Origin of the sequence: Flavivirga abyssicola, assembly GCF_030540775.2 — a bacterium.
In the GTDB taxonomy this organism is placed as follows: Bacteria; Bacteroidota; Bacteroidia; order Flavobacteriales; family Flavobacteriaceae; genus Flavivirga; species Flavivirga abyssicola.
Genome location: NZ_CP141266.1, coordinates 3,200,079 through 3,224,489 on the forward strand (window position 1 = coordinate 3,200,079; position 24,411 = coordinate 3,224,489).

Sequence of the window (24,411 nt, forward strand, 5' to 3'; positions counted from 1 at the left end):
TTTCTAAAATACCTATTATGAAAATAATAAAAAAGATATTCTTATTGTTATTAATTGTATTTATTATTGCTCAATTTTTTGGACCAGAAAAGAATGAGGGAGACCTAGCATCAATAGATGCCTTTTTTAATGAAACAAAGCCTTCAGAAGATGTGAAAATCATTTTGAAAGAAAGCTGTTTTGATTGTCACAGTGATGTTACAAGATATCCTTGGTATAATCATATTACACCAGTGAATTATTGGTTAGCAGACCATATAAAACACGGAAAAAAACATTTTAATGTGTCAAATTGGGAAGGTAATTCTGTAAAGCGAAAAGACCATAAATTTGAAGAACTCATAGAAATGGTAGAAGATAAAAGTATGCCTCTTAATTCATATACATGGACACATTCTGAAGCTAAACTTACAAACAAACAAGTAACTGCCATTATTGATTGGGCAAAACAAGTACGTTTTAAATATAGTTTAGCTCCAAAACCTGAATAAGTTTGAAGTAAACAGAATTCAGTATTTAGTAATTGGTTGGTGTATTCAGTAAACAGTTATTTTAAAACAAGTAATGGGATCACATAATTTTAGTAAAAAAATAGTCGTGAATTAGTGGCAAAAAAACTCTTAATAATTGGTTTTGTTTGGCCAGAACCTAAAAGTTCGGCAGCAGGAAGTCGAATGATGCAGTTAATTCAGTTTTTTCAAACTCAGAATTACCAAATAACATTTTCTAGTCCTTGTGCTAAAAGTGATAATGCGTTTGATTTAAAAATCATAGGAGTTAATCAGGTTTCTATTGAATTAAATAATACCAGTTTTGATGCTTTTATAAAAACGTTACACCCAGATATTGTTTTATTTGATCGTTTTATGATGGAAGAACAATTTGGTTGGCGTGTTGCGGAACAATGTCCGGATGCATTGAGGATTATAGATACCGAAGATTTACACTGTTTACGAAAAGGAAGGCAACAAGCTTTTAAAGATGGAAAGGAATTTGATAAATCTTATTTATTCAGTGATACAGCAAAACGTGAAATAGCGAGTATTTACAGAAGTGATTTAAGCTTGATTATTTCTGAATCCGAAATGGAAATCCTTAAAAATGACTTTAAAGTAGATAGTGATCTATTGCATTACTTGCCTTTTATGTTAGATGACTTGTCTGAAGGTTCTATTGAAAAATTGCCAAACTTTGAAGAGCGTCAACATTTTATAACCATTGGTAATTTTTTACATGAACCCAATTACAATGCAGTCTTAAATTTAAAAGAAACCATCTGGCCATTAATTAAAAAGCAATTACCTAAAGCCGAATTGCATATTTATGGGGCATATGCATCACAAAAAGTGAATCAACTTCACAATAAAAAGAACGGATTTTTGATTAAAGGGTTTGTTGAAGATGTTAATGAAGTTATGAAATTAGCGCGAGTTTGTTTGGCTCCAATTAGATTTGGCGCAGGTTTAAAAGGGAAACTAGTTGATGCAATGCAAAATGGAACACCATGTGTCACAACAACAATTGGGGCAGAAGGGATGTTTGGTAATTTACAACCAAATGGATTTGTAGAAGATGCTCCTCAAATATTTGTTAATAAGGCTATTGAGTTATTCAAAGACCAAAGGATTTGGGAAGAGAAACAAAAAAATGGATTTGAAATTATAAATAAGCGATTCGATAAAAAAATGCACCAAGAAATTTTTTTAAGTACGATTCAAGAAATAGCCCAACAACTAGAGGTACATCGCCTAAATAACTTTACAGGTCAAATCTTACAACATCATACATTACAAAGCACGAAGTTTATGAGTAAATGGATTGCTGAAAAGAATAAAAGTTAGTTAACTTACTTCATCCCAACAGTATTTGTTTTCTTGAATCACTAATGTAATATTCATTTTTTAGTAGTAAAAATCTTGAAAAAGAGAATAACCTGAGCCTCAGATTAGACTTATTTGTACCCCAATATTGTTTAATTATTTTATGAAATTGCGCTATCAATTAATCATAAATAAATTAAAAAACTATGAAAATTAATGCTTTAAAATTATTTGTTTTAGTGCTATTCGGTCTAGTACTTTCATCTTGCGAAAAAGAATCTTCTATTGATTATGAAGCCGATCAAGTGCTTTCAGAAGAAATCGTAGAAGAAGAACCTGATGAGAATCAACAAAGTAAATTTACAAACGGAAAAAGTTGGGTAGGCTTTAACTGGCCTGCAGGTTCTTACACAAGAAGTAGAGCTAACAGTGATTTTGGTAATACAAGTAGTATTAGCAACACAGAACTTAATCGTTTAAGTATTACAACAGGTACGCAGCTAAGTGTAAAACTGTTAAAAAACTCTACAGGTTCTAATGGTGGGCAATTTGCTAAAATTCCTATACAACGATCTACAAATGCATATACTTTAAAATATAGAATAAAATTCCCATCCAATTTCGAATGGGGCTTAGGAGGGAAAATACCAGGTTTATCTGGAGGTGCTGCTTATTCAGGTTGTACGGGTTCTCAGGCAAGAAGCAATGGAGATGGTTGGACTTCCAGAATTATGTGGACAAAACCTCTTGATGGAAGTGCTCCTCACTTTTATCCATATATTTACTATAGTGCCATGACAGGTAATTGTGGTAATAAGTTTAATAAAAGATATAACATTGTAAAGAATAAATGGTACGGTGTTGAAATGTATGTTAAAATGAATACAGGTACTAATAGTAATGGTGTTTTACGAATAAAAATTAATGGAACCACATTAATTAACAGAACTAATATGAAGTGGGTTACAAAGAATGCAGGAAGAGAAATTGATGATATGATGTTTGGGGTATATAGAGGAGGAAATGATAGTAACTGGTGGGTGTCTAAAGACACAAACATCCTTTTTGATTCTTTCCAATTAATAAAAGGGTAAAAACTTCTGTTTTAATCGAAAATAATTGTATTTCAAGGGAAAGGTTATTAGTTGACTTTTCCCTTTTTTAAATTTTACTTTTTATTAATTCAATAAACTTTCTAACTCCAACTGTGGCAGTTTCTGTTATTACCGTTAAATTCTTTTTACTTTCGATACTAGGTTTAGGATCAATAAAATAAATTGGTGTATTAGAAGGTACATAATGTATTAAACCAGCTGCAGGATAAACTTGCATTGACGTACCAATAATAACTAGTATGTCAGCAGTTTCGCAAATAGATGCTGCTTTTTCAATCATAGGGACATCTTCTCCAAACCAAACGATATGAGGGCGTAACTGATGTCCTTTTTGGCACGTATCTCCTAAAACTAAATCGGTTTGCCATTCTTGTATATTACTTTCATCTGCAGTACTTCTTACTTTTAAAAGCTCACCATGTAAATGTATCACATTATTGCTTCCAGCACGTTCATGTAAATCATCTACATTTTGGGTTATGATGGTAACTTTAAAATTGTTTTCAAGCTTGGCTAAATCATAATGTGCAGAATTAGGTTTCACTTCAAAAAGTTGCCTGCGACGTTGGTTATAAAAATCTAAAACCAAAGCAGGATTAGCTTTAAAGCCTTCAGGTGTTGCCACTTCCATAACATCGTGGCCTTCCCATAAGCCATCAGCATCTCTAAAGGTTTTAATACCACTTTCGGAACTCATGCCAGCTCCTGTAAGTACTACAATGTGTTTTTTCATACTGAACTCATCTTGATTTTTTCTATTTCCTAAAAAATGGCTAAAATTCGCCCATATTTTGTTACTTTTTTTATGCTTAGCACTGCTATGCCTTGCAAAAAATGCCTCATCTGAACAAATTTTATTTCATTTTCGGTTAAAAACAAAAAGTCAAGATGAGTTCACTATAAAAGTAGTTAATCTGTCATTCTGAACAAAGTGAAGAATCTCATTCAATTTTATTAAATTCGATGTTTACATTTTAATATGGTAGATTTAAAACTTTTAGAGCATTTAGAAACGTATTTAACAGAACATCGGAAAGCGCGTTTTGATAAGGTTTTATCACAGCGAACCAAATATTACACGGTAGCTACAGAAGATGTTTATCAATTACATAATACAAGTGCTGTAATACGAAGTTGTGATGTGTTTGGAATACAGGAGGTTAATATTGTTGAAGAACGTAACTCTAAGCGCATAGATAGAGAAATAGCTATGGGTGCTCAAAAATGGGTTGATCTAAATAGATATCAAACTGTAAACGATTGTATTTCAGATTTAAAAGAAAAAGGGTATCAGATAGTCGCAACGACACCGCATACAAACGATTGCGAATTGCATGAGTTTGATATCACTAAAAAATCCTGTTTTTTCTTTGGAAGAGAAACCGAAGGGTTATCCCAAGAAGTTATGGATGCTACCGATAGTTATTTAAAAATACCAATGGTCGGTTTTACTGAAAGTTTAAATATTTCAGTGTCCGCTGCCATTATTTTACAGCATGTTACTACTAAACTAAGACAATCAAATATTAGCTGGCAATTAACAGAGGAGGATATGTTAGAAAAACGTTTGGATTGGATAACAAAAACTATTAAAAGTTACGATGAAATTGTTGACCGTTTTTATAGTCAGTAATAATTTTTGTAATTTTAAATCACTAATTAATAATCTGTTAATCATGTATATAGTTCTTTATGTAGTGCTTACCATTGTTGGTTTATTTATCCTTTTAGCACTTATAGCACCAAAAAAATATAAGGTAAATCGAAGTATTATAATTAACAAACCACTTCCAGAGGTATTTCAATACTTAAAACATATAAAAAACCAAGATAATTGGTCGCCTTGGAAAAAGAAGGATCCAGATATGAAACAAGAATTTATAGGTAATGATGGTGAAATTGGGTTTATTGCCAAATGGGATGGTAATAAAGAGGTTGGTTTGGGAGAACAAGAAATAACAAACATTATTGATAATGATCGTGTAGAAGCTAGGTTACGATTTTTTAAACCTTGGAAATCTGAGTCTGATGCGGTTACTAGTGTTGAAGATATTGGTGATGGTAAAACGAAAGTTACTTGGGGATTCTCTGGAGTTAATAAAGTTCCTGCAAATATCTTTATGATGCTTTATAATGTTGATAAACATGTAGGGAAAGATTTTGAAGAAGGTTTAGCCAGTTTAAAAGAAATCTTAGAAAATTAGAAATTATGAATAATAATATGGTAGGTTGGTTTGAGATTCCTGTAACTAATATGGATCGCGCCATAGATTTTTACAATACAGTATTCAAAATAAACGTGCAAGCCCAAGATTTTGGAGAGACTTTAATGGGATGGTTCCCATTTGATGAAGGAAAACCAGGAGCTTCTGGTTCTTTAATTCAAAATCAAGCTTATGAACCAAGTGATAAAAAAGGAACTTTAGTATATTTTAATTCAGAAGATGTTAATAACGAGTTGAATCGGGTAGAAGATGCTGGAGGTAAGGTCATTCAAACTAAAACACAAATTTCACCGGATATTGGCTACATGGCTATCTTTATTGATAGTGAAGGTAATAGAATAGCATTACATTCTAGAGCATAAAAAGTAAGTGGTTGAAGTGTCATTCTGAATGCAGTGAAGAATCTCTTAAGGCTTTGAAAATTGATAAGATGCTTAACTATGCTCTAAATGAAAATATATAATTTTTTAGAGAACCTCTTTCGGGGGATTTAAATTCTTTTGCTTCTACCTCTGCTTAAGACTTTATATTCTTCATAACACTCGCTAATAGCGTCAAGTATCTGTAAGTCGTTTGCAGTTTGTATAAAACCTTTAGAGTAATCACATTGGCTTACGATTTCATCTAAATCAACACGATCTACCTGTAACAAAGCAGTAAGCATTTCTCTGTCAAAACGAGATGCTAGCAAATTCCGTATTTCGTCATCCTCTTTCATCTTCTTTAACTTTCGTAATTCATTTGGTTTTTTACCAAACATACGGTGTAAAAAATCTGCTGGGTTAAAAATGGAACCAATAATTTTAGTTATTGTACCTTTAGAACCGGCTTCATAACCTGTACTCGGTAACCCAGAAATACTGTAACGGTAATTATTATTAGCCACAGGTAATTGCTTTATGTCTACCTCTAGATATCCCGTAAGTTTAAGTTGTTTTACGACGACTTCTTCTAGGGCTAAGGCCGATTCAGTTAATTCAATATTCGAACTTCCAAACTTTAACCAGTCGTTAGTAACTCTAACTTTTATAGATTTGAAACCTAAAAACGAAAAATGTAATGTATCGTTTGCTTTAGCAGAAATTTTAAACTCACCTTTTTTATTGGTAGTAGTACCAATTACTTGATTGAGGTTAACAATGTTTACATTTTCAAGTGCTACACCATTTGAAGAATTAATAACAACACCTAAAACTTTATCGGCTTCTTGCCCTATACAAATGACAGAAGTAAATATTAAAATAAAAAGAAGTAGGTAGTTTTTCATAATCTAAAATTCAATAGCTAAAATACTAAACAAAACGGCAAAAGTCACAGTTTAGTCGCAATTTGACTTAAAATTAACAAAAAAGTTTAACCTTAGCATATGGATTGGGACTTTTATGAAGATAAAATGTAATGAATACTTAAATTTTATTGGTTTTGGTATCTATGTATTCATTGTCGATTATACAGGGACAATAATGAATACATATGTATGTTATTGTAAAATCAATAATAAATAATTTTCTTTGTAAGAACTATACTTATATTTGGAGTTGAGGCATAATAGAAATAAACACAATTATGTTTATTCGACAGTTGTACTTAATAACCTTAAAGACTTAAATGGAGACATTAATCACATTTATTATTACAATATTGACTGCGGGCATTTCGGCTATTATAACTTATTTTGTTTCGATAAAAACTAATTTAAGAAATAAGGAAATAGAAGTTAAAAAAGAACAAGAATTCAAATATTTCTTCCCTTTAAAACATAGTGCTGACGAGTTATTTCATCGATTAGCTCATATTGAAAAGAAAATTTTTGAAAAGGAAAGTATAAATATGCAGTTACCCCAATCTATCGAAAACAAGAGTTTTGATTGGTATTTTCTTGATTGGAAAGATTCTGCCAAACCAGAATTAGGAGCAGGTGGATATTTCTTGATAACCACGATATTTATGCACGCACAATTATATAATAGAATAAACCAATTGCTTAAGGAATATCCTTTTTTAAAATTAAGGGTTAAAACGACATTGCAAAGTAAAATAGAAAATAATAATGATCAATTACTTAGATGTTACGAGGACGTAATAAATGACGAGCATACGGTTGGCTGGACAAAAATATCTGAAGTGATGATGCTAGATGGCTTACTTCCTATTGAAGAATTGATAAAATTTATACGATTATCGGCGGTAATGAAAGGGGGAATCCCATACGGGTTACAAACTGCATTTGGTGAATTCTTAGAAAAAAATGATGGAGGTTTAAACTCTCAGATTAACTACGAAGAATTTGTTAGGGTTCTTATGGATAAGGAACAAAGAGCAAAATTCTCGCCTTTGATTAATTTTTATACTGGAATAGTTAATGAGAGATTCACAGTTGACTCTTCTAAACTGACAAAATTAAGAGCTTTGATGTTGAGTTTATTAATGTTTAGAGATGCAGAATTAGTTTGAGAATGAAATTACTGAGCACAACTATAAAAAACAATTGCTCAATTTTGGGCTTAACCAAAGACCGTTTTAGCCCTTAATCTTGTCTTAGAGAGGTAAAATTGGTTTTGAAACAAACACTGCTGTGAAAAATTAAATTAAAACATGAGTTTTTTAGATACAATAAAAGAAAAATTGCTAAAAATTAAACCCATTCAATACTATGTATTGGGTAAATTTTATTTAAATGATCGTTTTTATATTAATGGGCAAAAAAGAGATGAAATAGAAAGAAAAAAGGATCCTTCAAGAACAGAGATAATTAATTATATTTTGTCTCTTTTTGATACTAAGACTACTTATCTTGAAATTGGCGTTCGTGATCCCACTCTCAATTTTGATCATATTAAGGCAGGTAAAAAATATTCTGTAGACCCTGGAATTGAATTTGAAGAAAACCCTGTTGATTTTGCATTGACTAGTGATGAGTTTTTTGAAGCACTTAAAAATGAAAAAATTCTCTCCAAGGAAATTAAGTTTGATGTAATTTTTATTGATGGTCTTCATCTCGCAGAGCAAGTCGATAAGGATATAAAGAACTCATTAAAATATATCAAAGAAGATGGTTATATAGTACTTCATGACTGTAATCCACCAACAGAATGGCATGCCAGAGTGGAACATAATTATAAATTTACACCTGCTCATAGTAATTGGAACGGAACAACCTGGAAAGCATTTTTAAAATGGCGCTGTAATGAACTTATAAACTCATGCTGTATTGATTCAGATTGGGGTGTTGGAATTTTATCAAAAACTCAACCAATAGGTAAGAATATTGACAAAATAAATAAGTTTTATGAATATGATGCATTGAATAATAACAGAAAAGAATACTTAAACTTAATAACCTTTGAAGAATTTAAAAAAAAGATTAAAATTATTCGTAGTTAAAAATAACGTCATTGAAAAGAGAGGTATTCAAAATCGTTGTAATTCATTCAAGATGAAGCAAAGGGTTAATTAAATTAAATGGTAAAATTATTTTTTCAATCAGCAATATTTCTTTTTTGGGGACATATTATGTTTGCTCATTCCTATACCGATAAGTTAAATGTATTAATTGTAGATGGGTTTAGTAATCATGATTGGAAACAAACGTCTTTAATTGTTAAAACAATCTTAGAAAAAAGTAATTTGTTTGAAGTTGACATTTCAACAGCACCTTCTGAGCCTGAAGATATAGCATGGGAAAACTGGCGACCAAAATTTAAAGATTACGATGTTGTTATACAAAACACTAATAATATTCATAACAAAAAGATACAGTGGCCTAGAGTTGTACAGAAAGAAATGGAAGAATACTTGCGTTCCGGAGGTGGTTTATATATACTTCATTCTGCGAATAATGCTTTTCCGGATTGGGAAGCATACAATTTAATGATTGGATTAGGTTGGAGGTCAAAAGAAGCAGGGGTAGCGTTACAAATTAATGAAGGAGAAGAAGTCATAAGAATTCCCGTTGGCAAAGGGAAATCGACATACCACGGACCAAGAAATGACGAAATTATTTATACCTTAAATGATCATTCTATTAATAAAGATTTTCCCAAGAAATGGAAAACACCAAATATGGAACTTTATAAGTATGCCAGAGGTCCCGCTAAAAACATGACTATGCTTTCATATGCCAAAGATAAAGAGACTAATATCAACTGGCCAGTAGAATGGGTAATATCCTATGGTAAAGGAAGGGTTTATAATTCATCTATGGGACATCTTTGGAAAGGAGACATTTACCCTTTAAGCTATAGATGTGTCGGATTTCAAACCACTTTAATTCGTGCAGCAGAATGGTTAGCTACCGGAAAAGTATCTTATAAAGTACCCAATAACTTCCCCTCAGAGCATAGCATAGAGTTAGTTGACTTAGAAGTTGATGCTAAAAATTAAGACAAACTGAATGATAAATATATTGAGCTAACAAAAATCAATCCAGTGTAAGAGCATTAGGATAGTATATTTGGAGAATTAAAAAAATAGCTTAGGTCATGGACACAAGCTATTTTTTTAATTTATACAGTTTTAAAAACTATTTATCGTCTTGATCGTCTAGGTTTAAATGCGCCAGAATTACCGGAATCAGAACGTCTTGGTTTTGAAGCGCCTTCAGAGCGACGTCTTTCACTTCTGTTTCCAGAGCCAGACCTTCTATCGTCGCGTCTTCCACCACCTTTTCTATCATCACGCCTTCTGCCTCGGTTTCTGTCGCCTCGTCTTCCACCACCACGATTTTCTGATACTTCAACATTTACAAAACGACCTTCGTGTTTAAAGTCTGTAAAGAAAGCCAATACTTTTTCCTTTAATTCATTTTCAGTATTAAAAAACGAGAAGCTATCTTTTACTTCGACTTTAAAAACATCATCTCTTCCAAGTTGTAACTGTTCTTTTAAGAAGTCTTTTAGCTTCATCCAGTCAAAACCATCTTTATTGCCAACATTTATAAAGTAGCGTGTAGAATTGGACTTGCCTCCAAAATCACGTCCACCGTCTCGATCACGACCACCATCATCAGAAACATTTAGGTTTTTAGATTTTTGATAATAATTATAGAAACGTGTAAACTCAACAGAGAAGAACTTTTTAATCAATTCATCCTTATCTGTGTCTTCAAACAATTCGTTAATACTTGATAAATGCTTATCAATTTCATGATTAATCTCAGTGTTATGTATTTTATTAGCAAGAGACATTAATTGTACTTCACAAATTTCCGCTCCATCCGGAATATCTTTTTTCTCGAATTGACGTTTAATAATACGCTCAATACTTTTTATTTTACGTACCTCACTTTTAGAAACAATCACCATAGAAACCCCTGTTTTACCAGCTCGTCCAGTTCGTCCAGAACGGTGAGTATACGTTTCGATTTCGTCTGGTAATTGATAATTTATAACATGGGTAATATCGTCAACATCAATGCCACGCGCAGCTACATCCGTAGCTACTAGTGTTTGTATCTGTTTATTTCTAAACGATTTCATGACTAAGTCACGTTGGTTCTGACTTAAATCACCGTGTAAAGCGCCAGCACTATATCCATCTTCAATGAGCTGTTCTGCTACTTTCTGAGTGTCTCGTTTGGTGCGACAAAATACTACCGAGAAAATATCTGGGTTGGCGTCCGATAATCGTTTTAAAGCTTGGTAACGATCTCTGGCATTTACTAAATAATATTCGTGCGATACATTGCTTGTACTTTCATTTTTATTTCCAACCGTAATTTCCTGTGGACTACTCATGAATTTTTTAGCAATAGTAGCTACTTCTTTTGGCATGGTTGCGGAAAATAACCAAGTGCTTTTGTCTTCAGGGGTATGAGAAAGTATATCCGTTATATCTTCCTTAAAACCCATATTCAGCATCTCATCAGCTTCATCTAAAACAGAATATTGTATTTTAGAAATATCAACCATACGTCTGCTAATCATATCCTTCATACGTCCAGGAGTCGCTACAATAATTTGCGCGCCTCTTTTCACCTCTCTAGCTTGGTCAGTAATACTAGATCCACCATAAATAGCAACGACATTAAGGCCTTTACAATACTTTCCGTATTGCTTCATTTCGTTGGTAATCTGTAAACAAAGCTCTCTAGTTGGAGATAAAATTAAACCTTGTGTAGTTCTGCTATTGACATCAATTTTTTCTAGCATAGGGAAACCAAATGCTGCTGTTTTACCAGTTCCTGTTTGGGCTAATGCCACTAAATCTGATTCAGACTCTAATAAAATTGGGATTGCTTTTTCTTGGACTTCACTTGGTTTTATAAACCCTAAATCTGTAATTGCTTGTAATAGGTCGTCATTAAGACCTAATTCTTGGAATGTGCTCATTCTTGTATAAGTATTCGATTATGTTATGTAGTGTTACATAAAGAAGCGAATCGACATACTTAACCTTAAACTTCTAATAACACACCCTCACTCTGAGGAATTTAACTCACTTTCTGAGTTTCAAGCGGCAAAGGTAAGCTTTTTTTATTTGTCATTCTCGCGAAGGTGGGAATCTTATTAATTGAATTTCTAATAAATATTTTTTTTGGTATTATAACATGCTTTTACGATATCGTGTCTACCTTTTGTTTTCGCTCAAGATAAGCTTCCGTAATCATTAAATCGCACCAAAAAAAATCCCGAAACCTCGGGATTTTTATAAAAAGGATTAACAATAAAGCTAAATACATTCTCTTTCATAGTTTGTAGCTTCTGTATCGTTTGTTGGTGTTTCGCCTTCTGTAAATGTTGTGTCCGATATTATTGTTAATTTATAAGCACCATCAAACCCAGCACTCAAGCTCCAATCTCTAGCAACGGCCAAATTATAAATACCAGTTTCAGAAATATTAACGTTAGTAACAGATACACTTTCATCTTGTGTAGTACATCCATAATAAGTAAGTTTACCTTCGGTAAGTAAGTTTGGACCGCCAAACTCTCCAAAATCAGCAGATAAATCTAACGAAACAACAGACTTGCCTGTGATATTTTCGATACTTATTGATATTCTGGTTCCTTCTTTAAATTCAAATTGATAAATATCCTCGCAGGTTTCAGACAAATTACAGTTCCATTCCTCTGTTGTTTCGAACAATGTAAGACCTTTGTCTATAGGGGTGTCATCATCTTTGGAGCAATTGGCAAAAAGTACAGCTAATAGTATTATTACAGTGTTTTTAATTTGAGTTCTCATGACTAGATTAATTAATGTTTTACATGTTTACATCAACTAGGCCATGAGAATGTTACCCTTTTTAGAAAAAAATAATATGTTTTTATGAAATTTACTTATAAAATCATGTGTGAGATACTATGGTAAAAACCTATTAGATACCTAATTTTTCTTAGGCTCTTAAATTCCTAATCCGTTCCAACAAAGTAGGATGCGAATAATGCATAAATACATAAGCAGGGTGTGGTGTTAAGTTACTCAAACTATTTTTAGAAAGTTTTTTAAGCGATGTAATTAAAGGTTCTCCTTTATAGGTGTTTTTGGCATAATCATCCGCCTGGTATTCAAACTTTCTGGAAAATACATTCATAATTAAACCTGTAATTTCAGAAATAGGGGAGTATAGTAACCCAAAAGCAATAAGTCCAATATGAAAACTTGGAATGTCTACACCTAAAGCATTTGATAATAATGGATTTGAAATAAAAAGCGATAAAATAAAAAGCGTTAAACCTGTTAGTAAAATAGAAGCAAACAAATTAAAAATAATATGTTTTTTCTTATAATGTCCAACTTCGTGTGCTAATACAGCAACTATTTCTTCGTCATCTAAATCATTAATTAGAGTATCATAAAGTGTCACGCGTTTTTCACTACCAAATCCAGAGAAATAGGCATTTGCTTTTGTACTGCGTTTAGAGCCATCAATCACAAATATTTTGTCCAGTTTAAAACCAACTGTTTGTGCATATTCAGAAATTTTATCTCGTAAACCCCCATCTTCTAAAGGGGTTTGTTTATTGAATAATGGTACGATAAGTTTTGAGTAAAACATATTCATAAATAAAGTGAATAGTGCTACCAATCCCCAAGCATAAAGCCAAAAATGATTGCCAGTAACTTGATAAAACCAAATGATAAGTGCTAAAATACCACCACCAACAAGGGCCATCATCAACCAGCCTTTTATTTTATCAAGAATAAATGTTTTAATGGTAGTTTTATTAAATCCAAATTTTTCTTCAATAACAAAGGTGCTATAATAAGAAAAAGGTGTAGACACTATATCACTACCAATCATAATAATTCCAAAGAAAATAAGCGCAATAATAATTGGATTATCACTATAACCTCGTGCTATATTATCTACAAATTCAAACCCGTCAAAAAGCAAAAAACCTAAAGTTAAAAGAATAGAAAATGTAGATGTTAAAATCCCAAATTTATAATTGGTTGCTTTATAATTCTGTGATTTTTTATACTCAGCTACATCATAAACATCTTTTAAATCTTCTGGAAGTGTGTCATTAAAATGCTTGGCATTTAAAGCATCTAAGATTTTATCAACTAAAAAGTTAATTATAAGTATAGCAATGATGATGTAAAATAAAGTTGTAGATGTCATATATAATTTAAATTTCAATATGTTAAGCTCAAAAACCCAAAAGCATTTAATTGAGTTTTGTTATTCATATTTTGGGGTGTTGCGAGATTTTCAAAGAAAATTTCTCTGTCTTTTCGCTTCAAAAATAAGAATTCCCGCAGCAACAGACACATTCATAGAGTCTATTTCACCTTGCATGGGGATAATAATGTTTTGAGTCGAACTTTCTAACCATTCATTACTTAATCCAGTTGCTTCTGTACCAACAACAATGGCAGCCGATTTTGTAAAATCTTGAGTATGATATTCAACAGAGGCTTGTAAAGCAGCACAGTAAATATTAATAGTATTTTCTTTTAAAAAAGCAATAATTTCTGAAGTACTACCAGTAGCAATTTGATTTGTAAACACGCAACCCACACTAGACCTTATAATATTTGGATTATATAAATCCGTTTTAGGGTTAGCGATTATAACAGCATCTGCATTTGCTGCATCTGCAGTTCTTAAAATAGCGCCAATATTTCCAGGTTTTTCGGGAGCTTCAGCAACCAGAATTAAAGGGTTTTTGGTGTTGAATTTTAAATTGGTTATGCTATGATTTCTACTTTTAGCAACAGCAAGAACGCCCTCAGTAGTATTTCGATAGGCTAATTTTTGATACACTTCTTTAGAGATTTCTATGATGTTTAGCTGTTTGTTTTTTAAGTCGTTTAGTTGTTCTAAAGAGAATAATTCAGGATATATTAGAATCGTTTCTAATTCATAATCACCTTTTAATGCTAATGAAATTTCACGCTTGCCTTCAATTAAAAATGAGCCACTTTTTCTTCGATCTCGTGACTTATCGATTAATTGAGTGAGTTGTCGAATAAATGTGTTTTGTGTGCTGGTTATTAACTTTGTAGACAATTATTAGCTAGTTTTGTTTTTACAAATTTACTATAAATATGAAACAAGTATTACTATTCTCTCTTTTCATTTTATTTTCTTTTTCTGTTTACTCTCAAGTACAAGGACCACCGCCACCTTGTGGGTACACACCAGCATATGCCTGTGATGATAATGATGATGGTTTTGCTGTATTTAATTTAGTAGACTCATTTCCTTTTGAAACATTTTGTAGAGTTGATAAAGGTTTACCAAAGCAGTATTATCCAATTGTTTATTATCTAACTAGAGAGGATATGTTAAATGAAACAAACCCTATAGTAAATCCAGAAAGTTTCATAAATGTTTCAACTCCTCAAACTATCTATTATAGAGCAAATAAAATTGTACCAGATGATATTGAATATTTAGCTAGCGAAAATCCTATTGAAGTTAAAAGAATATTAACCAATATACCAAGTTTGGATGTTTACGATAATGATTCAGATGGTATTGCAACTTTCGATTTAACAACGGTTGATGTATTTTGCGGGACTAATAGTAAAGATGACTATACGGTTACTTATCATGAATCTAAGACTGATGTTGATAATGGAATCAATGCTATTCCAAATCCTTCGAGTTTTGTAAATAAAACGAATGCTGATTATATTTATGTGAGAGTGGAACATAATAGTTCTGACTATGTTGAAGTCTCCTCTTTTTTTTATTTAAGAGTTTTGTTTGCCAAGGCTAGCACTCCTGGTAATATTAGTGTTTGTGATGATGATCAGGATGGTATAATTGCTACAGATTTAGCAACGTACGATGTTACTATTTTAGGGGATCAAAACTCGGATAATTTTACTGTTTCTTATTACTTAACACAAGCTGATGCGGAAACTAAAATGAATCAATTACCTACGATTTATAATATTTCAAATTCTGAAACAATATATGCCAGGGTAGATGAAAGTATTGGAGGAACTTATTCAGTAACTTCATTTAGTTTTTCTGTTTATATACCACCATTGGTAAGCCTTTTAGAACCTTATGAAATTTGTGATGATGAAAGTGGTGATGGATTTGCGTTATTTGATTTATCTGTAATTCGTAATCAAATTAACAGTGGAGGAATTATATATGATATCTCTTTTCATACAGATAAGGATGATGAATATGGTAGCAGTATTGATGAAAATTATACTAATACCACTAATCCTCAAACCATATATGTCGATGTTGAAGATATGGAAGGTTATGGATGTTTTACTATTTTAGAATTACAATTAATTGTTCAAGATTGTACAACGAAAGGCATAATAGAAGTTAATGCATTTTACGATGCCAATAGTAACTCTGCTTTTGAAAATGATGAAATAAACTTTTTAAATGGAACGCTTACTTATGAGAAAAATAATAATGGTGTTCAACATGTTCTATATTCGTCTAATGGTATATTCAATATTATAAGTGATGATGAAAATAACACGTATGATATTAGTTATAATATATTTACAGAATATGATGCTTGCTATGATATTACTACGGTATCGTATGATGATATAAGTGTTTTAAATGGAAGTACGGCTAATTACGACTTTCCTGTTACTAAAGTGCAAGAATGTGGAGATATAGCTGTTTATTTAGCCTCTTATGCACCTCCAAGACCCGGATTTGATTATTATAATCGTTTAATAATCAAAAATAAAGGTTTGGAAACAGTGTCTTCGGGTACAATTGAATTTGTTCATGATCCATTAGTAACATTTAATGAGGTTACTAATGTTAATTCAGGGTACAGTGTAAACAATACAGCGAGTGGTTTTACTTTAGATTTTGTCGATTTAAAGCCTAATGAACAACAAGCAGTTATAGTCAGCATGAATGTTCCTATACCTACGAGTTTAGGAACTTTATTGACAAACACAGCGACATATTCAGTTACAGATTTGTCAACTGAAAATAACACGTCTATATTATCAGAAACGGTAATAGGATCGTACGATCCAAACGATATTGCAGAGTCCCATGGTCCAGAGATTCTTTATGATGAGTTTGGGAATAATGATTATTTATATTACACCGTTAGATTTCAAAACGTTGGAACTGCTGATGCTATAAATGTATCTATTGATAATACATTGAATGCGAAATTGGATAAGTCGACCATTCAAATGCTGAGTGCAAGTCATGATTATGTTTTTACAAGAATAGATAGCCAATTAAATTGGAAATTTGATAATATTCATTTGCCAAGTGAGGATATGGATGAGCCCAATAGTCATGGTTATGTCTATTATAAAATAAAACCCTTAGCTGGTTATAGTGTTGGAGATATCATACCGAATACAGCTGAAATTTATTTTGATTTTAATCCAGCCGTTATAACCAATACATTTAATACAGAATTTACCACTACATTAAGCAATAAAAAGTTTAACAAGTTTAACGTATCAATTTCACCTAATCCAGCAACAGATATTGTTGAATTAAAGTTTGATAAAAATATTAGTGATAAAATAAATGTAAGTATTTATAATATTCAGGGAAAATTGATATTAAATTCAATAAAGGCATTACAAGGTAATATTGCACAAATAAATGTGTCATCCTTAAAAAGAGGTATGTACTTTTTAAAGATAAATAATAATATTAATGATGTTACACAAAAATTGATTGTTAAATAATATATAGTTTTAACCTTATTTATTAAAAAAAGCTTCAGATTTAATCTGAAGCTTTTTTTGTTGTAAAGAAGTACTTTTGTAACCGACAAAAAGAATCAACTAATTCAAAATATAAAAATGAAAAATATACTTTTTTTAGCGATCATAGTTTTGTTTGTATCCTGTAAAAAGAATTCAGGTACTAAAGAGACTATAAGCTATTCTGAAGAGCATCTAGATGTAACCACAAGTATCTATCCAGAAAATATATCAAAGGTCTTTAAAGCCCACGGAGGTTTAGATACATGGAATAAGATGCAGGGTTTGGTATTTGAAATAGAGCATCCTGAAGGTAACGAAAAGACAACAACAGCTTTAAAAAGTAGGGAATCACTAATTGAAACAGAAACCTTTAAAATTGGTTTTGATGGTAATCATGTATGGTTAAAACAACAAGACTCATTAGCATATAAAGGGAATGCCAGATTTTATTATAATTTGATGTTTTATTTTTATACTATGCCTTTTATATTGGCAGATGATGGAATAATTTATGATGAAGTAGAACCTTTAGTGTTTGAGGGTGAATCATATCCAGGAATTAAGGTTTCTTATGAAAGTGGGGTAGGAGAGTCTTCAGAAGATGAATATGTTTTGTATTATGATCCAGAGACTAATAAAATGACGTGGTTAAGCTATACCGTCACTTATTTTTCAAAAGAAAAAAGTAAGAATTTTAGATATATAAACTATAGTGACTGGCAAACTATAGAAGGACTGTTATTACCAAAAACGTTGACATGGTACAATTACGAAAACAATGTGCCCACGACAAAGAAAAACGATATGAAGTTTATTAATATTAAACTTTCCACCGACAAACCAAATGCAGCTCTTTTTAAAGTTCCAGAAGGCGCAACGCTTGTAGAATAATCTACAAGTTTTCAGTTTCGAAATAATTAACTAATAGAGCAACCACATAGCTGTAACTTTCCATGCCTTTATTCTGGTTATTGGCTTTTAAAAAGTTACCATAGAATAGTTTGAATAAAGGTTCGGTAGGGTTTTCATGAGCATCCCAAAACTCACGAATTTCTCTATAATTTTTCAAAATACCTTTATTTACATCTGCAACCATATCTTCATATATGCATGGGTCGCGTCTGTAAATTTCATTCAAGCAAAAACGTAAACCAAAGGTGAAGCCTGTGTATCTAAAATACACATCATCATGACTTATAGCTGCCATGCACCCAATAAAATTAGCTTCATTTTCGGCTGCATAACCTAATTGATGAGCAATTTCATGAGATGAAGTAGTAGGTACTTTATAGACTGGAATTAATCCATTAACCTGAGCTTCGTTGGTAAATGGGTTTAAGTAGCCACTAAACCCCATATAAGTTAGTGGGTAACTGTATAATGATTTTTTTACACTTTTTGGGACATATTCCAAATAAGGAAATACCTGTTTTAAATTTTCATAACCCACAGGAGTCATCTTTAATACTTCACTTTTGCTATAAGGCAAGTCAACTTTAATCGTGTCATTTTTAGCAATTTTTAAATGAAGGGCATTCGATTTTTTAATCAATTTTTCAGTCACAAAAATTAATTGTTCGGTAGTATAGTCATTAGCAATATCTAAACTTTTATGTAATGGTAATCGGTAATAATTAAATCCCCAAAATAGGTGAAATACAAAGTACATAATTGCTATGGCCGAAAACACATCTACAAACCATTGTTTTGTATTTTTTCTTAATTGTTTTCGGTTTTTATAAAACCAACGAACGATGTAAATAATGGAAAGCGTATAAACCAAATCACCAAATGAAAAGGGTAACCAGCCTAAGGTATACCTAAAAATTTTTGAAATAAAGGGGTAGATTCCATTACTGTAAAATTGCTCTACAAATTCAGGATACTTAGACATCCATTTTATTAATACATATTGCGGAATTAACGATAGCGCTAATAAGGTCTTTTTCTTCTTCAACATCTACCAAAAGTAATAAAAATTAGTACCCAATAACAGCTGTTTTTTCAATTAAGAGTTTTAGTTAATGTCGAAGCAATTTTGCTACCTTTGCACAACTTTATAAATAATACTATGAGCACTGAGATAAGACAACTTCAACCACAACAACTTTGGAATAGGTTTGCAGATTTAAATGCTGTACCAAGAGGATCAAAAAAAGAAGAACGCGTTATAGCTTTCATGAAAAATTTTGGTGAAAATCTTGGTTTAGAAACCATTGAGGATGAAGTAGGGAATGTTATTATCAAAAAGCCAGCAACTCCAGGAATGGAAAATAGGACGACCGTAGTCATGCAATCGCATTTAGATATGGTTCATCAGAAAAATGGAGATACTAGTTTTGATTTTGACACTCAGGGTATAGATATGTATATTGATGGTGATTGGGTTCGTGCAAAAGGAACAACTTTAGGGGCAGATAATGGTTTAGGAGTTGCTACCATTATGGCTGTTTTAGAAAGCAAAGATATTCCGCATCCAGCTATTGAAGCGTTATTTACTATTGATGAAGAAACTGGTATGACAGGAGCCATGGGCTTAAAAGGCGGATTGCTTTCTGGCGGTATCCTTTTAAATTTAGATACAGAAGAAGACGATGAAATAGGTGTAGGTTGTGCTGGAGGTATTGATGTTACAGCAAAGAGAACCTATAATGAAGAAGAAACACCAGAGTTTAAAATAGGGTATAAAATCACGGTTAAAGGATTACAAGGAGGTCATTCGGGGATGCAAATTCATGAAGGTTTAGGGAATGCTAATAAACTAATGAATCGTGTATTATTTGATGGTTTTGAAAACTACGGATTGCGAATTTCTGAAATTAATGGAGGTAGTTTACGAAATGCTATTCCTAGAGAAAGTAATGCTATCGTTGCTATTGATGCTGTACATGAAGATGCTTTTTTATTAGAAATAGCTTTGATTTCTAATACAATTAAGAAAGAGTTAAAAACGATGGAGCCAGATTTAGAAATTACAATTTCTAAAGCAGAAACACCTACGAAAATCATGGATTTAGGAGTTCAGGAAGGCCTGACCAGAGCTTTATATGCTGCTTATAATGGGGTTTACAAAATGAGTGCTGATATTCCGGAATTGGTAGAAACATCAAATAATATTGCTAGAGTCGTGGTTAAAGACGGGACTATTCATATCGGTTGTTTAACACGTTCATCTGTTGAGAGTTCTAAAATGGATCTGGCAAATACACTACGTGCAACTTTTGAATTAACTGGGTGTGAAGTTGAATTTTCTGGAGACTACCCTGGGTGGACACCAAATATGGATTCTGCTATCTTAAAAGTAATGACGAAATTATATGAAGATTTAAATGGAGAAAAACCACATGTAGCTGCATGTCATGCAGGGTTAGAATGTGGTATTCTGGGAACAAATTATCCAGATATGGATATGATCAGTTTTGGTCCTAATATAAAAGGCGCTCACTCACCGGACGAACGTGCTCAAATTTCATCTGTTCAGAAATATTGGAACTTTGTTTTAGGGATTTTAAAGGAAATCCCAGTTAAGTAGTATTATTGTACACGTCATTATGAGGAAAGAGGTACGAATATAACGAAGTGACCTTCCTTTGAATGCAAATAATAAACAGACTGCCACGTCGTTCCTTCTCGCAGTGACGAAACCTATCATGTTTTTTGTATGAAAAAATCATTTGTCTATTTTATGACTAATAAAAATAATACAGTTATTTATGTTGGTGTGACAAGTGATTTGTTAAAAAGAGTATATCAACATAAAACAAAAGGATATAAAGGATTTACTTATAAGTATAATTGTGATAAATTAATATACTTCGAAGAGTTTGACGATATTAATCAAGCTATTGCAAGGGAAAAGCAAATAAAGGGAGGGAATAGAAAAAGAAAGGAGCACTTAATACATGCCATAAATCCAGAATGGAATGATTTGTCTGATGGGTGGTTGTTTTATTTTGACTAATACAGTGTCATTACGAGGAAGAGGTACGAATGACGAAGTAATCTTTTGAAAGATAGTTACTCATAATATACAGACTGCTTTGTCGTTCCTCCTCGCAGTGACGTATGATAAATCGTTTGCCTTTTTTATCAGGGCACAGGATCATATCCACTACCTCCCCATGGGTGGCAGCTAAAAATACGTTTTATAGCCAGCCAACCGCCTTTAAATAAACCATGTTTCTGTAAAGCTTCTTTAGTATAGTGTGAGCAGGTGGGGTGGAATCTACAGGTAGCAGGTGTTAACGGAGATATAAGCGTTTGATACACTTTTATCAATAATAAAAACGGTGCTATTAGTAGTTTTTTTAGCATATTCTATTCCCGCGAAGGCGAAAATTTTATTAATTGAATTTCAAAGCATGAGATTCCTGCCTTACTGAAACAAGTTCAGCACAAGTCGCAGGAATTTAATTAGTCGAAAAAGTCGTGCCGTCTTTGCCATCTTTAAGTTGAATACCAACTTCTGCCAGTTCGTCACGGATCTTATCGGATAAAGCAAAGTCTTTATTAGCTCTTGCTTCTTGTCTTAGTTTTATTAAAATATCTACGGCTCCAGATAATTTATCAGTTCCAGAATCACTTTTAGTGGCATTTTTAAGACCTAACACATCAAAAACAAAGTTGTTAATAGTAGCCTTAAACGTGTTTAAATCTTCTGCAGATAAGGTTTCAGAACCGTCTTTTATTTGATTGATATATTTTGCAGCCTCAAATAAATGAGCAATCAAAATAGGCGAATTAAAATCATCATTCATGGCATCATAACATGTCTGTTTCCATGAATTAACATCAATAGATGATGTTTTAGAAGGTTTTAGATCGTCTAGAAGGTTAACGGCATCCATCAATCTGTAGAATCCTTTTTCACTAGCTAATAAACCATCATCAGTTAAATCTAAAACACTTCTGTAAGATGACTGTGCATTAAAAAATCTAATGACACTAGGGCTATAAGCCTTACTAAAGAATTTGTTGTTTCCAGATAATAGCTCATCAGGATTCACTGTATTTCCTGTAGTTTTCGACATCCGTTGCCCGTTAAGCTCTAGCATATTGGCATGCATCCAATAATTAACCGGAGATTTGCCTTTAGCAGCTTCGTTTTGAGCAATTTCACATTCATGATGTGGAAATTTTAAATCCATTCCACCACCGTGAATATCAAATTGGTCACCTAGATATTTTGTACTCATGGCTGTACATTCTAAATGCCACCCAGGAAAACCATCGCTCCAAGGAGACGGCCAACGCATAATATGTTGTGGTTCTGCTTTTTTCCAAAGCGCAAAGTCTTGTGGATTCTTTTTATCACTTTGACCATCTAATTCTCGGGTATTATGAATTAAATCTTCAAGTTTACGCTTACTTAATTTTCCGTAATCATTAGTTTCATTGAATTTGTGAACATCGAAATAAACGGAACCATTTACCTCATATGCAAACCCATTATCAATAATATTTGTTATTAATTCGATTTGTTCAATAATATGGCCTGTAGCAGTAGGTTCTATACTGGGCGGTAAAAAATTAAGCGTATTAAGAATGTTATGAAAATCAACAGTATAACGTTGCACAACTTCCATCGGTTCAATTTGTTCTAAACGTGCTTTTTTGGTGATTTTGTCTTCTCCAGCATCAGCATCATTTTCTAAATGACCAGCATCGGTAATATTTCTAACATAACGCACTTTGTAACCTAAATGTTTTAGATACCTAAAAACCATATCAAAAGACATGAAAGTTCTAACATTTCCTAAATGTACATTGCTGTATACGGTTGGACCACATACATACATGCCCACATAACCTTCGTTAATGGGTTTGAATGTTTCTTTTTTACCTGTAAGTGAATTGTATAATTTTATTTGTTGATGCTGAAAAAGTGGCATAAGCTATTTATTGTATTTTGTTAAGTCCGTTTGTCGTTAAGCCTTCAAAAAATGCTTTTTTAAAGCATTGATCTTATTGGTTATTGATTCAACCTCTAATCTAATATTTTTGTAGCTTTTTTCAGAAATAAAATTAAGTTCTTTTGAAATTATAGCTTGGTTTAACAATTCAAGTGTAGAACCATATGCTATTGTCATGAAGTGAGCCTTATCTTTATTGGTAAGTCTTGCAGTGCCTTCTGCAATATTAGATGAAATTGAAACAGAGCTTCTCCTCATCTGAGAGACTAATCCAAATTTTTCTTCATTTGGATATAAATCTGTTATTTTATAAGTATTAACAGCTAGTTTAATAGCTTCTTTCCAAACTTCTAATTTTTCAAACGAATAAATATGCATAAATAAGGGGTGTTATTGGCAGTTTTACAACCACCGACAAACAAATAACTAAAATTTTGTATCTAATTTTATGTAATCTAAAAATTCTCTACGAGTTGCTTCTTCTTTAAATTTCCCCCCAAATTCTGAAGTTACTGTACTGCTTTCAATGTCCCTAATACCTCTTGAATTAACGCATAAATGTTTGGCATCTATAACACAAGCAACATCCTGTGTTTTTAAAACCTCCTGAAGTTCTTTAACGACTTGAATAGTAAGACGTTCCTGTACTTGTGGACGCTTAGCAAAATAATCTACAATACGATTCATTTTAGATAAGCCAACAACAGTTCCGTTAGAAATATAAGCTATATGCGCTTTTCCAACGATAGGTAGTAAGTGATGTTCGCAAGTTGAATAAACAGTGATGTTTTTTTCAACTAGCATCTCTCCGTATTTATACTTGTTTTCAAATGTGGATGCATTTGGTTTTTTCTTCGGGTCTAGCCCTCCAAAAATTTCTTTAACAAACATTTTAGCAACACGGTTAGGTGTACCATTTAAGCTGTCGTCTGTTAAATCAAGACCTAAAGTTTCCATTATGTGTCTCACATCATCTTTAATAATATCTATTTTTTCTTCATTAGAAAGCTTAAAGGCATCATTTCGTAATGGTGTGTTTGAAGAAGTTCCGATATGGTCATCTCCTAAAGATTCAAACTCTTCTATGTTATTTTCAATTTTCATTAGCTAAAAAGTGATGTTTTTAGTCTGCAAATATAAGTAAAACACTTTTGTTATGTTTTGTATTAACAAACAATTATACAAGAGGGTTTGTCTGTAATTTAGGTTA

At 32.2% G+C, this 24,411-nt stretch carries 24 protein-coding genes; 13 read left to right on the forward strand and 11 right to left on the reverse strand.

The features are described 5' to 3' along the window. Nucleotides 1-17: 17 nt before the first annotated feature. From Q4Q34_RS13470 to Q4Q34_RS13480, 3 genes are all read left to right on the forward strand, one after another. Complete coding sequence (locus Q4Q34_RS13470; RefSeq protein ID WP_303315965.1) at nt 18-491, forward strand: heme-binding domain-containing protein; 474 nt, start codon at nt 18-20, stop codon at nt 489-491. A 114-nt stretch (nt 492-605) separates the two neighbouring features. Beyond that, on the forward strand, nt 606-1,841 hold the full coding sequence (locus Q4Q34_RS13475; RefSeq protein WP_303315964.1) for a glycosyltransferase: 1,236 nt from the start codon (nt 606-608) through the stop codon (nt 1,839-1,841). A 185-nt stretch (nt 1,842-2,026) separates the two neighbouring features. Beyond that, complete coding sequence (locus tag Q4Q34_RS13480; RefSeq protein ID WP_303315963.1) at nt 2,027-2,914, forward strand: polysaccharide lyase; 888 nt, start codon at nt 2,027-2,029, stop codon at nt 2,912-2,914. Nucleotides 2,915-2,981: 67 nt separating this feature from the next. Here the strand turns inward: Q4Q34_RS13480 and Q4Q34_RS13485 are convergent, their stop codons facing one another. Beyond that, on the reverse strand, nt 2,982-3,668 hold the full coding sequence (locus Q4Q34_RS13485) for an SIR2 family NAD-dependent protein deacylase (protein ID WP_303315962.1): 687 nt from the start codon (nt 3,666-3,668) through the stop codon (nt 2,982-2,984). A gap of 246 nt (nt 3,669-3,914) precedes the next feature. On the opposite strand from Q4Q34_RS13485, the gene Q4Q34_RS13490 reads away from it, so the two are divergent. The 3 genes from Q4Q34_RS13490 to Q4Q34_RS13500 are packed head-to-tail and all read left to right on the forward strand — an operon-like array spanning nt 3,915 to nt 5,522. Then, nucleotides 3,915-4,568 carry a TrmH family RNA methyltransferase gene (locus Q4Q34_RS13490; RefSeq protein ID WP_303315961.1) on the forward strand — a complete coding sequence of 218 codons (654 nt, stop codon included), beginning with the start codon at nt 3,915-3,917 and terminating at the stop codon, nt 4,566-4,568. A 43-nt stretch (nt 4,569-4,611) separates the two neighbouring features. Continuing rightward, nucleotides 4,612-5,139 carry an SRPBCC family protein gene (locus Q4Q34_RS13495; RefSeq protein ID WP_303315959.1) on the forward strand — a complete coding sequence of 176 codons (528 nt, stop codon included), beginning with the start codon at nt 4,612-4,614 and terminating at the stop codon, nt 5,137-5,139. 5 nt (nt 5,140-5,144) lie between these two features. Further along, on the forward strand, nt 5,145-5,522 hold the full coding sequence (locus Q4Q34_RS13500; protein WP_303315958.1) for a VOC family protein: 378 nt from the start codon (nt 5,145-5,147) through the stop codon (nt 5,520-5,522). Nucleotides 5,523-5,650: 128 nt separating this feature from the next. Here Q4Q34_RS13500 and Q4Q34_RS13505 read toward each other — a convergent pair whose 3' ends face one another. Further along, the gene (locus Q4Q34_RS13505; protein WP_303315957.1) at nt 5,651-6,427 is read right to left on the reverse strand and encodes a carboxypeptidase-like regulatory domain-containing protein; all 777 of its coding nucleotides are present in this window, start codon (nt 6,425-6,427) and stop codon (nt 5,651-5,653) included. A 341-nt stretch (nt 6,428-6,768) separates the two neighbouring features. Here Q4Q34_RS13505 and Q4Q34_RS13510 point away from each other — a divergent pair, with 341 nt between their 5' ends. From Q4Q34_RS13510 to Q4Q34_RS13520, 3 genes are all read left to right on the forward strand, one after another. Further along, nucleotides 6,769-7,614, forward strand: coding sequence for a hypothetical protein (locus tag Q4Q34_RS13510; protein WP_303315956.1), 846 nt, complete (start codon nt 6,769-6,771; stop codon nt 7,612-7,614). A gap of 141 nt (nt 7,615-7,755) precedes the next feature. After that, on the forward strand, nt 7,756-8,544 hold the full coding sequence (locus tag Q4Q34_RS13515; protein WP_303315955.1) for a class I SAM-dependent methyltransferase: 789 nt from the start codon (nt 7,756-7,758) through the stop codon (nt 8,542-8,544). 78 nt (nt 8,545-8,622) lie between these two features. Next, nucleotides 8,623-9,543, forward strand: a complete 921-nt coding sequence (locus Q4Q34_RS13520; RefSeq protein WP_303315954.1) for a ThuA domain-containing protein — start codon at nt 8,623-8,625, stop codon at nt 9,541-9,543. A 143-nt stretch (nt 9,544-9,686) separates the two neighbouring features. Here the strand turns inward: Q4Q34_RS13520 and Q4Q34_RS13525 are convergent, their stop codons facing one another. The 4 genes from Q4Q34_RS13525 to Q4Q34_RS13540 form a co-directional block, all read right to left on the reverse strand. Continuing rightward, nucleotides 9,687-11,489, reverse strand: a complete 1,803-nt coding sequence (locus Q4Q34_RS13525; RefSeq protein ID WP_303315952.1) for a DEAD/DEAH box helicase — start codon at nt 11,487-11,489, stop codon at nt 9,687-9,689. A gap of 340 nt (nt 11,490-11,829) precedes the next feature. Next, entirely contained in the window at nt 11,830-12,345 is a 516-nt protein-coding gene (locus Q4Q34_RS13530) for a pre-peptidase C-terminal domain-containing protein (protein ID WP_303315949.1), read from the reverse strand. 151 nt (nt 12,346-12,496) lie between these two features. After that, nucleotides 12,497-13,729: a M48 family metallopeptidase gene (locus Q4Q34_RS13535; protein ID WP_303315946.1), complete on the reverse strand. Its 1,233-nt coding sequence runs from the start codon at nt 13,727-13,729 to the stop codon at nt 12,497-12,499. Between the two features lie 90 nt (nt 13,730-13,819). Beyond that, entirely contained in the window at nt 13,820-14,620 is an 801-nt protein-coding gene (locus tag Q4Q34_RS13540) for a TrmH family RNA methyltransferase (protein ID WP_303315945.1), read from the reverse strand. A gap of 38 nt (nt 14,621-14,658) precedes the next feature. Between Q4Q34_RS13540 and Q4Q34_RS13545 the strand changes: the two genes are divergently transcribed. Together Q4Q34_RS13545 and Q4Q34_RS13550 are read left to right on the forward strand one after the other, a co-directional pair. Beyond that, nucleotides 14,659-17,268, forward strand: a complete 2,610-nt coding sequence (locus Q4Q34_RS13545) for a T9SS type A sorting domain-containing protein (protein WP_303315944.1) — start codon at nt 14,659-14,661, stop codon at nt 17,266-17,268. A 117-nt stretch (nt 17,269-17,385) separates the two neighbouring features. Then, on the forward strand, nt 17,386-18,180 hold the full coding sequence (locus Q4Q34_RS13550; protein ID WP_303315941.1) for a DUF6503 family protein: 795 nt from the start codon (nt 17,386-17,388) through the stop codon (nt 18,178-18,180). A gap of 1 nt (nt 18,181) precedes the next feature. Here the strand turns inward: Q4Q34_RS13550 and Q4Q34_RS13555 are convergent, their stop codons facing one another. After that, nucleotides 18,182-19,249, reverse strand: a complete 1,068-nt coding sequence (locus Q4Q34_RS13555) for a DUF3810 domain-containing protein (RefSeq protein WP_303315939.1) — start codon at nt 19,247-19,249, stop codon at nt 18,182-18,184. Nucleotides 19,250-19,360: 111 nt separating this feature from the next. On the opposite strand from Q4Q34_RS13555, the gene Q4Q34_RS13560 reads away from it, so the two are divergent. Both Q4Q34_RS13560 and Q4Q34_RS13565 read left to right on the forward strand, forming a co-directional pair. Further along, a complete protein-coding gene (locus Q4Q34_RS13560; RefSeq protein WP_303315938.1) occupies nt 19,361-20,821 on the forward strand; it encodes an aminoacyl-histidine dipeptidase in 1,461 nt (486 codons plus the stop codon). A gap of 129 nt (nt 20,822-20,950) precedes the next feature. Continuing rightward, nucleotides 20,951-21,250 (forward strand): GIY-YIG nuclease family protein, encoded by a 300-nt coding sequence (locus tag Q4Q34_RS13565; protein WP_303315936.1) that lies wholly within the window; start codon nt 20,951-20,953, stop codon nt 21,248-21,250. Nucleotides 21,251-21,378: 128 nt separating this feature from the next. Here Q4Q34_RS13565 and yidD read toward each other — a convergent pair whose 3' ends face one another. The 4 genes from yidD to folE form a co-directional block, all read right to left on the reverse strand. After that, the gene (gene yidD, locus Q4Q34_RS13570; RefSeq protein ID WP_303315934.1) at nt 21,379-21,603 is read right to left on the reverse strand and encodes a membrane protein insertion efficiency factor YidD; all 225 of its coding nucleotides are present in this window, start codon (nt 21,601-21,603) and stop codon (nt 21,379-21,381) included. 95 nt (nt 21,604-21,698) lie between these two features. Then, the gene (gene cysS / locus Q4Q34_RS13575) at nt 21,699-23,180 is read right to left on the reverse strand and encodes a cysteine--tRNA ligase (protein ID WP_303315932.1); all 1,482 of its coding nucleotides are present in this window, start codon (nt 23,178-23,180) and stop codon (nt 21,699-21,701) included. Nucleotides 23,181-23,216: 36 nt separating this feature from the next. Beyond that, nucleotides 23,217-23,579: a four helix bundle protein gene (locus Q4Q34_RS13580; RefSeq protein ID WP_303315930.1), complete on the reverse strand. Its 363-nt coding sequence runs from the start codon at nt 23,577-23,579 to the stop codon at nt 23,217-23,219. Between the two features lie 48 nt (nt 23,580-23,627). After that, nucleotides 23,628-24,305, reverse strand: coding sequence for a GTP cyclohydrolase I FolE (gene folE, locus Q4Q34_RS13585; protein ID WP_303315929.1), 678 nt, complete (start codon nt 24,303-24,305; stop codon nt 23,628-23,630). Between the last annotated feature and the right edge of the window lie 106 nt (nt 24,306-24,411).

What these genes read in the sequence shown, in the direction of transcription:
- Q4Q34_RS13470 (WP_303315965.1), top strand. Translation starts at nt 18, where the DNA reads ATGAAAATAATAAAAAAGATATTCTTATTGTTATTAATTGTATTTATT.
- Q4Q34_RS13480 (WP_303315963.1), top strand. Translation starts at nt 2,027, where the DNA reads ATGAAAATTAATGCTTTAAAATTATTTGTTTTAGTGCTATTCGGTCTA.
- Q4Q34_RS13485 (WP_303315962.1), bottom strand. Translation starts at nt 3,668, where the DNA reads ATGAAAAAACACATTGTAGTACTTACAGGAGCTGGCATGAGTTCCGAA.
- Q4Q34_RS13490 (WP_303315961.1), top strand. Translation starts at nt 3,915, where the DNA reads ATGGTAGATTTAAAACTTTTAGAGCATTTAGAAACGTATTTAACAGAA.
- Q4Q34_RS13495 (WP_303315959.1), top strand. Translation starts at nt 4,612, where the DNA reads ATGTATATAGTTCTTTATGTAGTGCTTACCATTGTTGGTTTATTTATC.
- Q4Q34_RS13500 (WP_303315958.1), top strand. Translation starts at nt 5,145, where the DNA reads ATGAATAATAATATGGTAGGTTGGTTTGAGATTCCTGTAACTAATATG.
- Q4Q34_RS13505 (WP_303315957.1), bottom strand. Translation starts at nt 6,427, where the DNA reads ATGAAAAACTACCTACTTCTTTTTATTTTAATATTTACTTCTGTCATT.
- Q4Q34_RS13510 (WP_303315956.1), top strand. Translation starts at nt 6,769, where the DNA reads ATGGAGACATTAATCACATTTATTATTACAATATTGACTGCGGGCATT.
- Q4Q34_RS13515 (WP_303315955.1), top strand. Translation starts at nt 7,756, where the DNA reads ATGAGTTTTTTAGATACAATAAAAGAAAAATTGCTAAAAATTAAACCC.
- Q4Q34_RS13520 (WP_303315954.1), top strand. Translation starts at nt 8,623, where the DNA reads ATGGTAAAATTATTTTTTCAATCAGCAATATTTCTTTTTTGGGGACAT.
- Q4Q34_RS13525 (WP_303315952.1), bottom strand. Translation starts at nt 11,489, where the DNA reads ATGAGCACATTCCAAGAATTAGGTCTTAATGACGACCTATTACAAGCA.
- Q4Q34_RS13530 (WP_303315949.1), bottom strand. Translation starts at nt 12,345, where the DNA reads ATGAGAACTCAAATTAAAAACACTGTAATAATACTATTAGCTGTACTT.
- Q4Q34_RS13535 (WP_303315946.1), bottom strand. Translation starts at nt 13,729, where the DNA reads ATGACATCTACAACTTTATTTTACATCATCATTGCTATACTTATAATT.
- Q4Q34_RS13545 (WP_303315944.1), top strand. Translation starts at nt 14,659, where the DNA reads ATGAAACAAGTATTACTATTCTCTCTTTTCATTTTATTTTCTTTTTCT.
- Q4Q34_RS13550 (WP_303315941.1), top strand. Translation starts at nt 17,386, where the DNA reads ATGAAAAATATACTTTTTTTAGCGATCATAGTTTTGTTTGTATCCTGT.
- Q4Q34_RS13555 (WP_303315939.1), bottom strand. Translation starts at nt 19,249, where the DNA reads ATGTTGAAGAAGAAAAAGACCTTATTAGCGCTATCGTTAATTCCGCAA.
- Q4Q34_RS13560 (WP_303315938.1), top strand. Translation starts at nt 19,361, where the DNA reads ATGAGCACTGAGATAAGACAACTTCAACCACAACAACTTTGGAATAGG.
- Q4Q34_RS13565 (WP_303315936.1), top strand. Translation starts at nt 20,951, where the DNA reads ATGAAAAAATCATTTGTCTATTTTATGACTAATAAAAATAATACAGTT.
- yidD (WP_303315934.1), bottom strand. Translation starts at nt 21,603, where the DNA reads ATGCTAAAAAAACTACTAATAGCACCGTTTTTATTATTGATAAAAGTG.
- cysS (WP_303315932.1), bottom strand. Translation starts at nt 23,180, where the DNA reads ATGCCACTTTTTCAGCATCAACAAATAAAATTATACAATTCACTTACA.
- Q4Q34_RS13580 (WP_303315930.1), bottom strand. Translation starts at nt 23,579, where the DNA reads ATGCATATTTATTCGTTTGAAAAATTAGAAGTTTGGAAAGAAGCTATT.
- folE (WP_303315929.1), bottom strand. Translation starts at nt 24,305, where the DNA reads ATGAAAATTGAAAATAACATAGAAGAGTTTGAATCTTTAGGAGATGAC.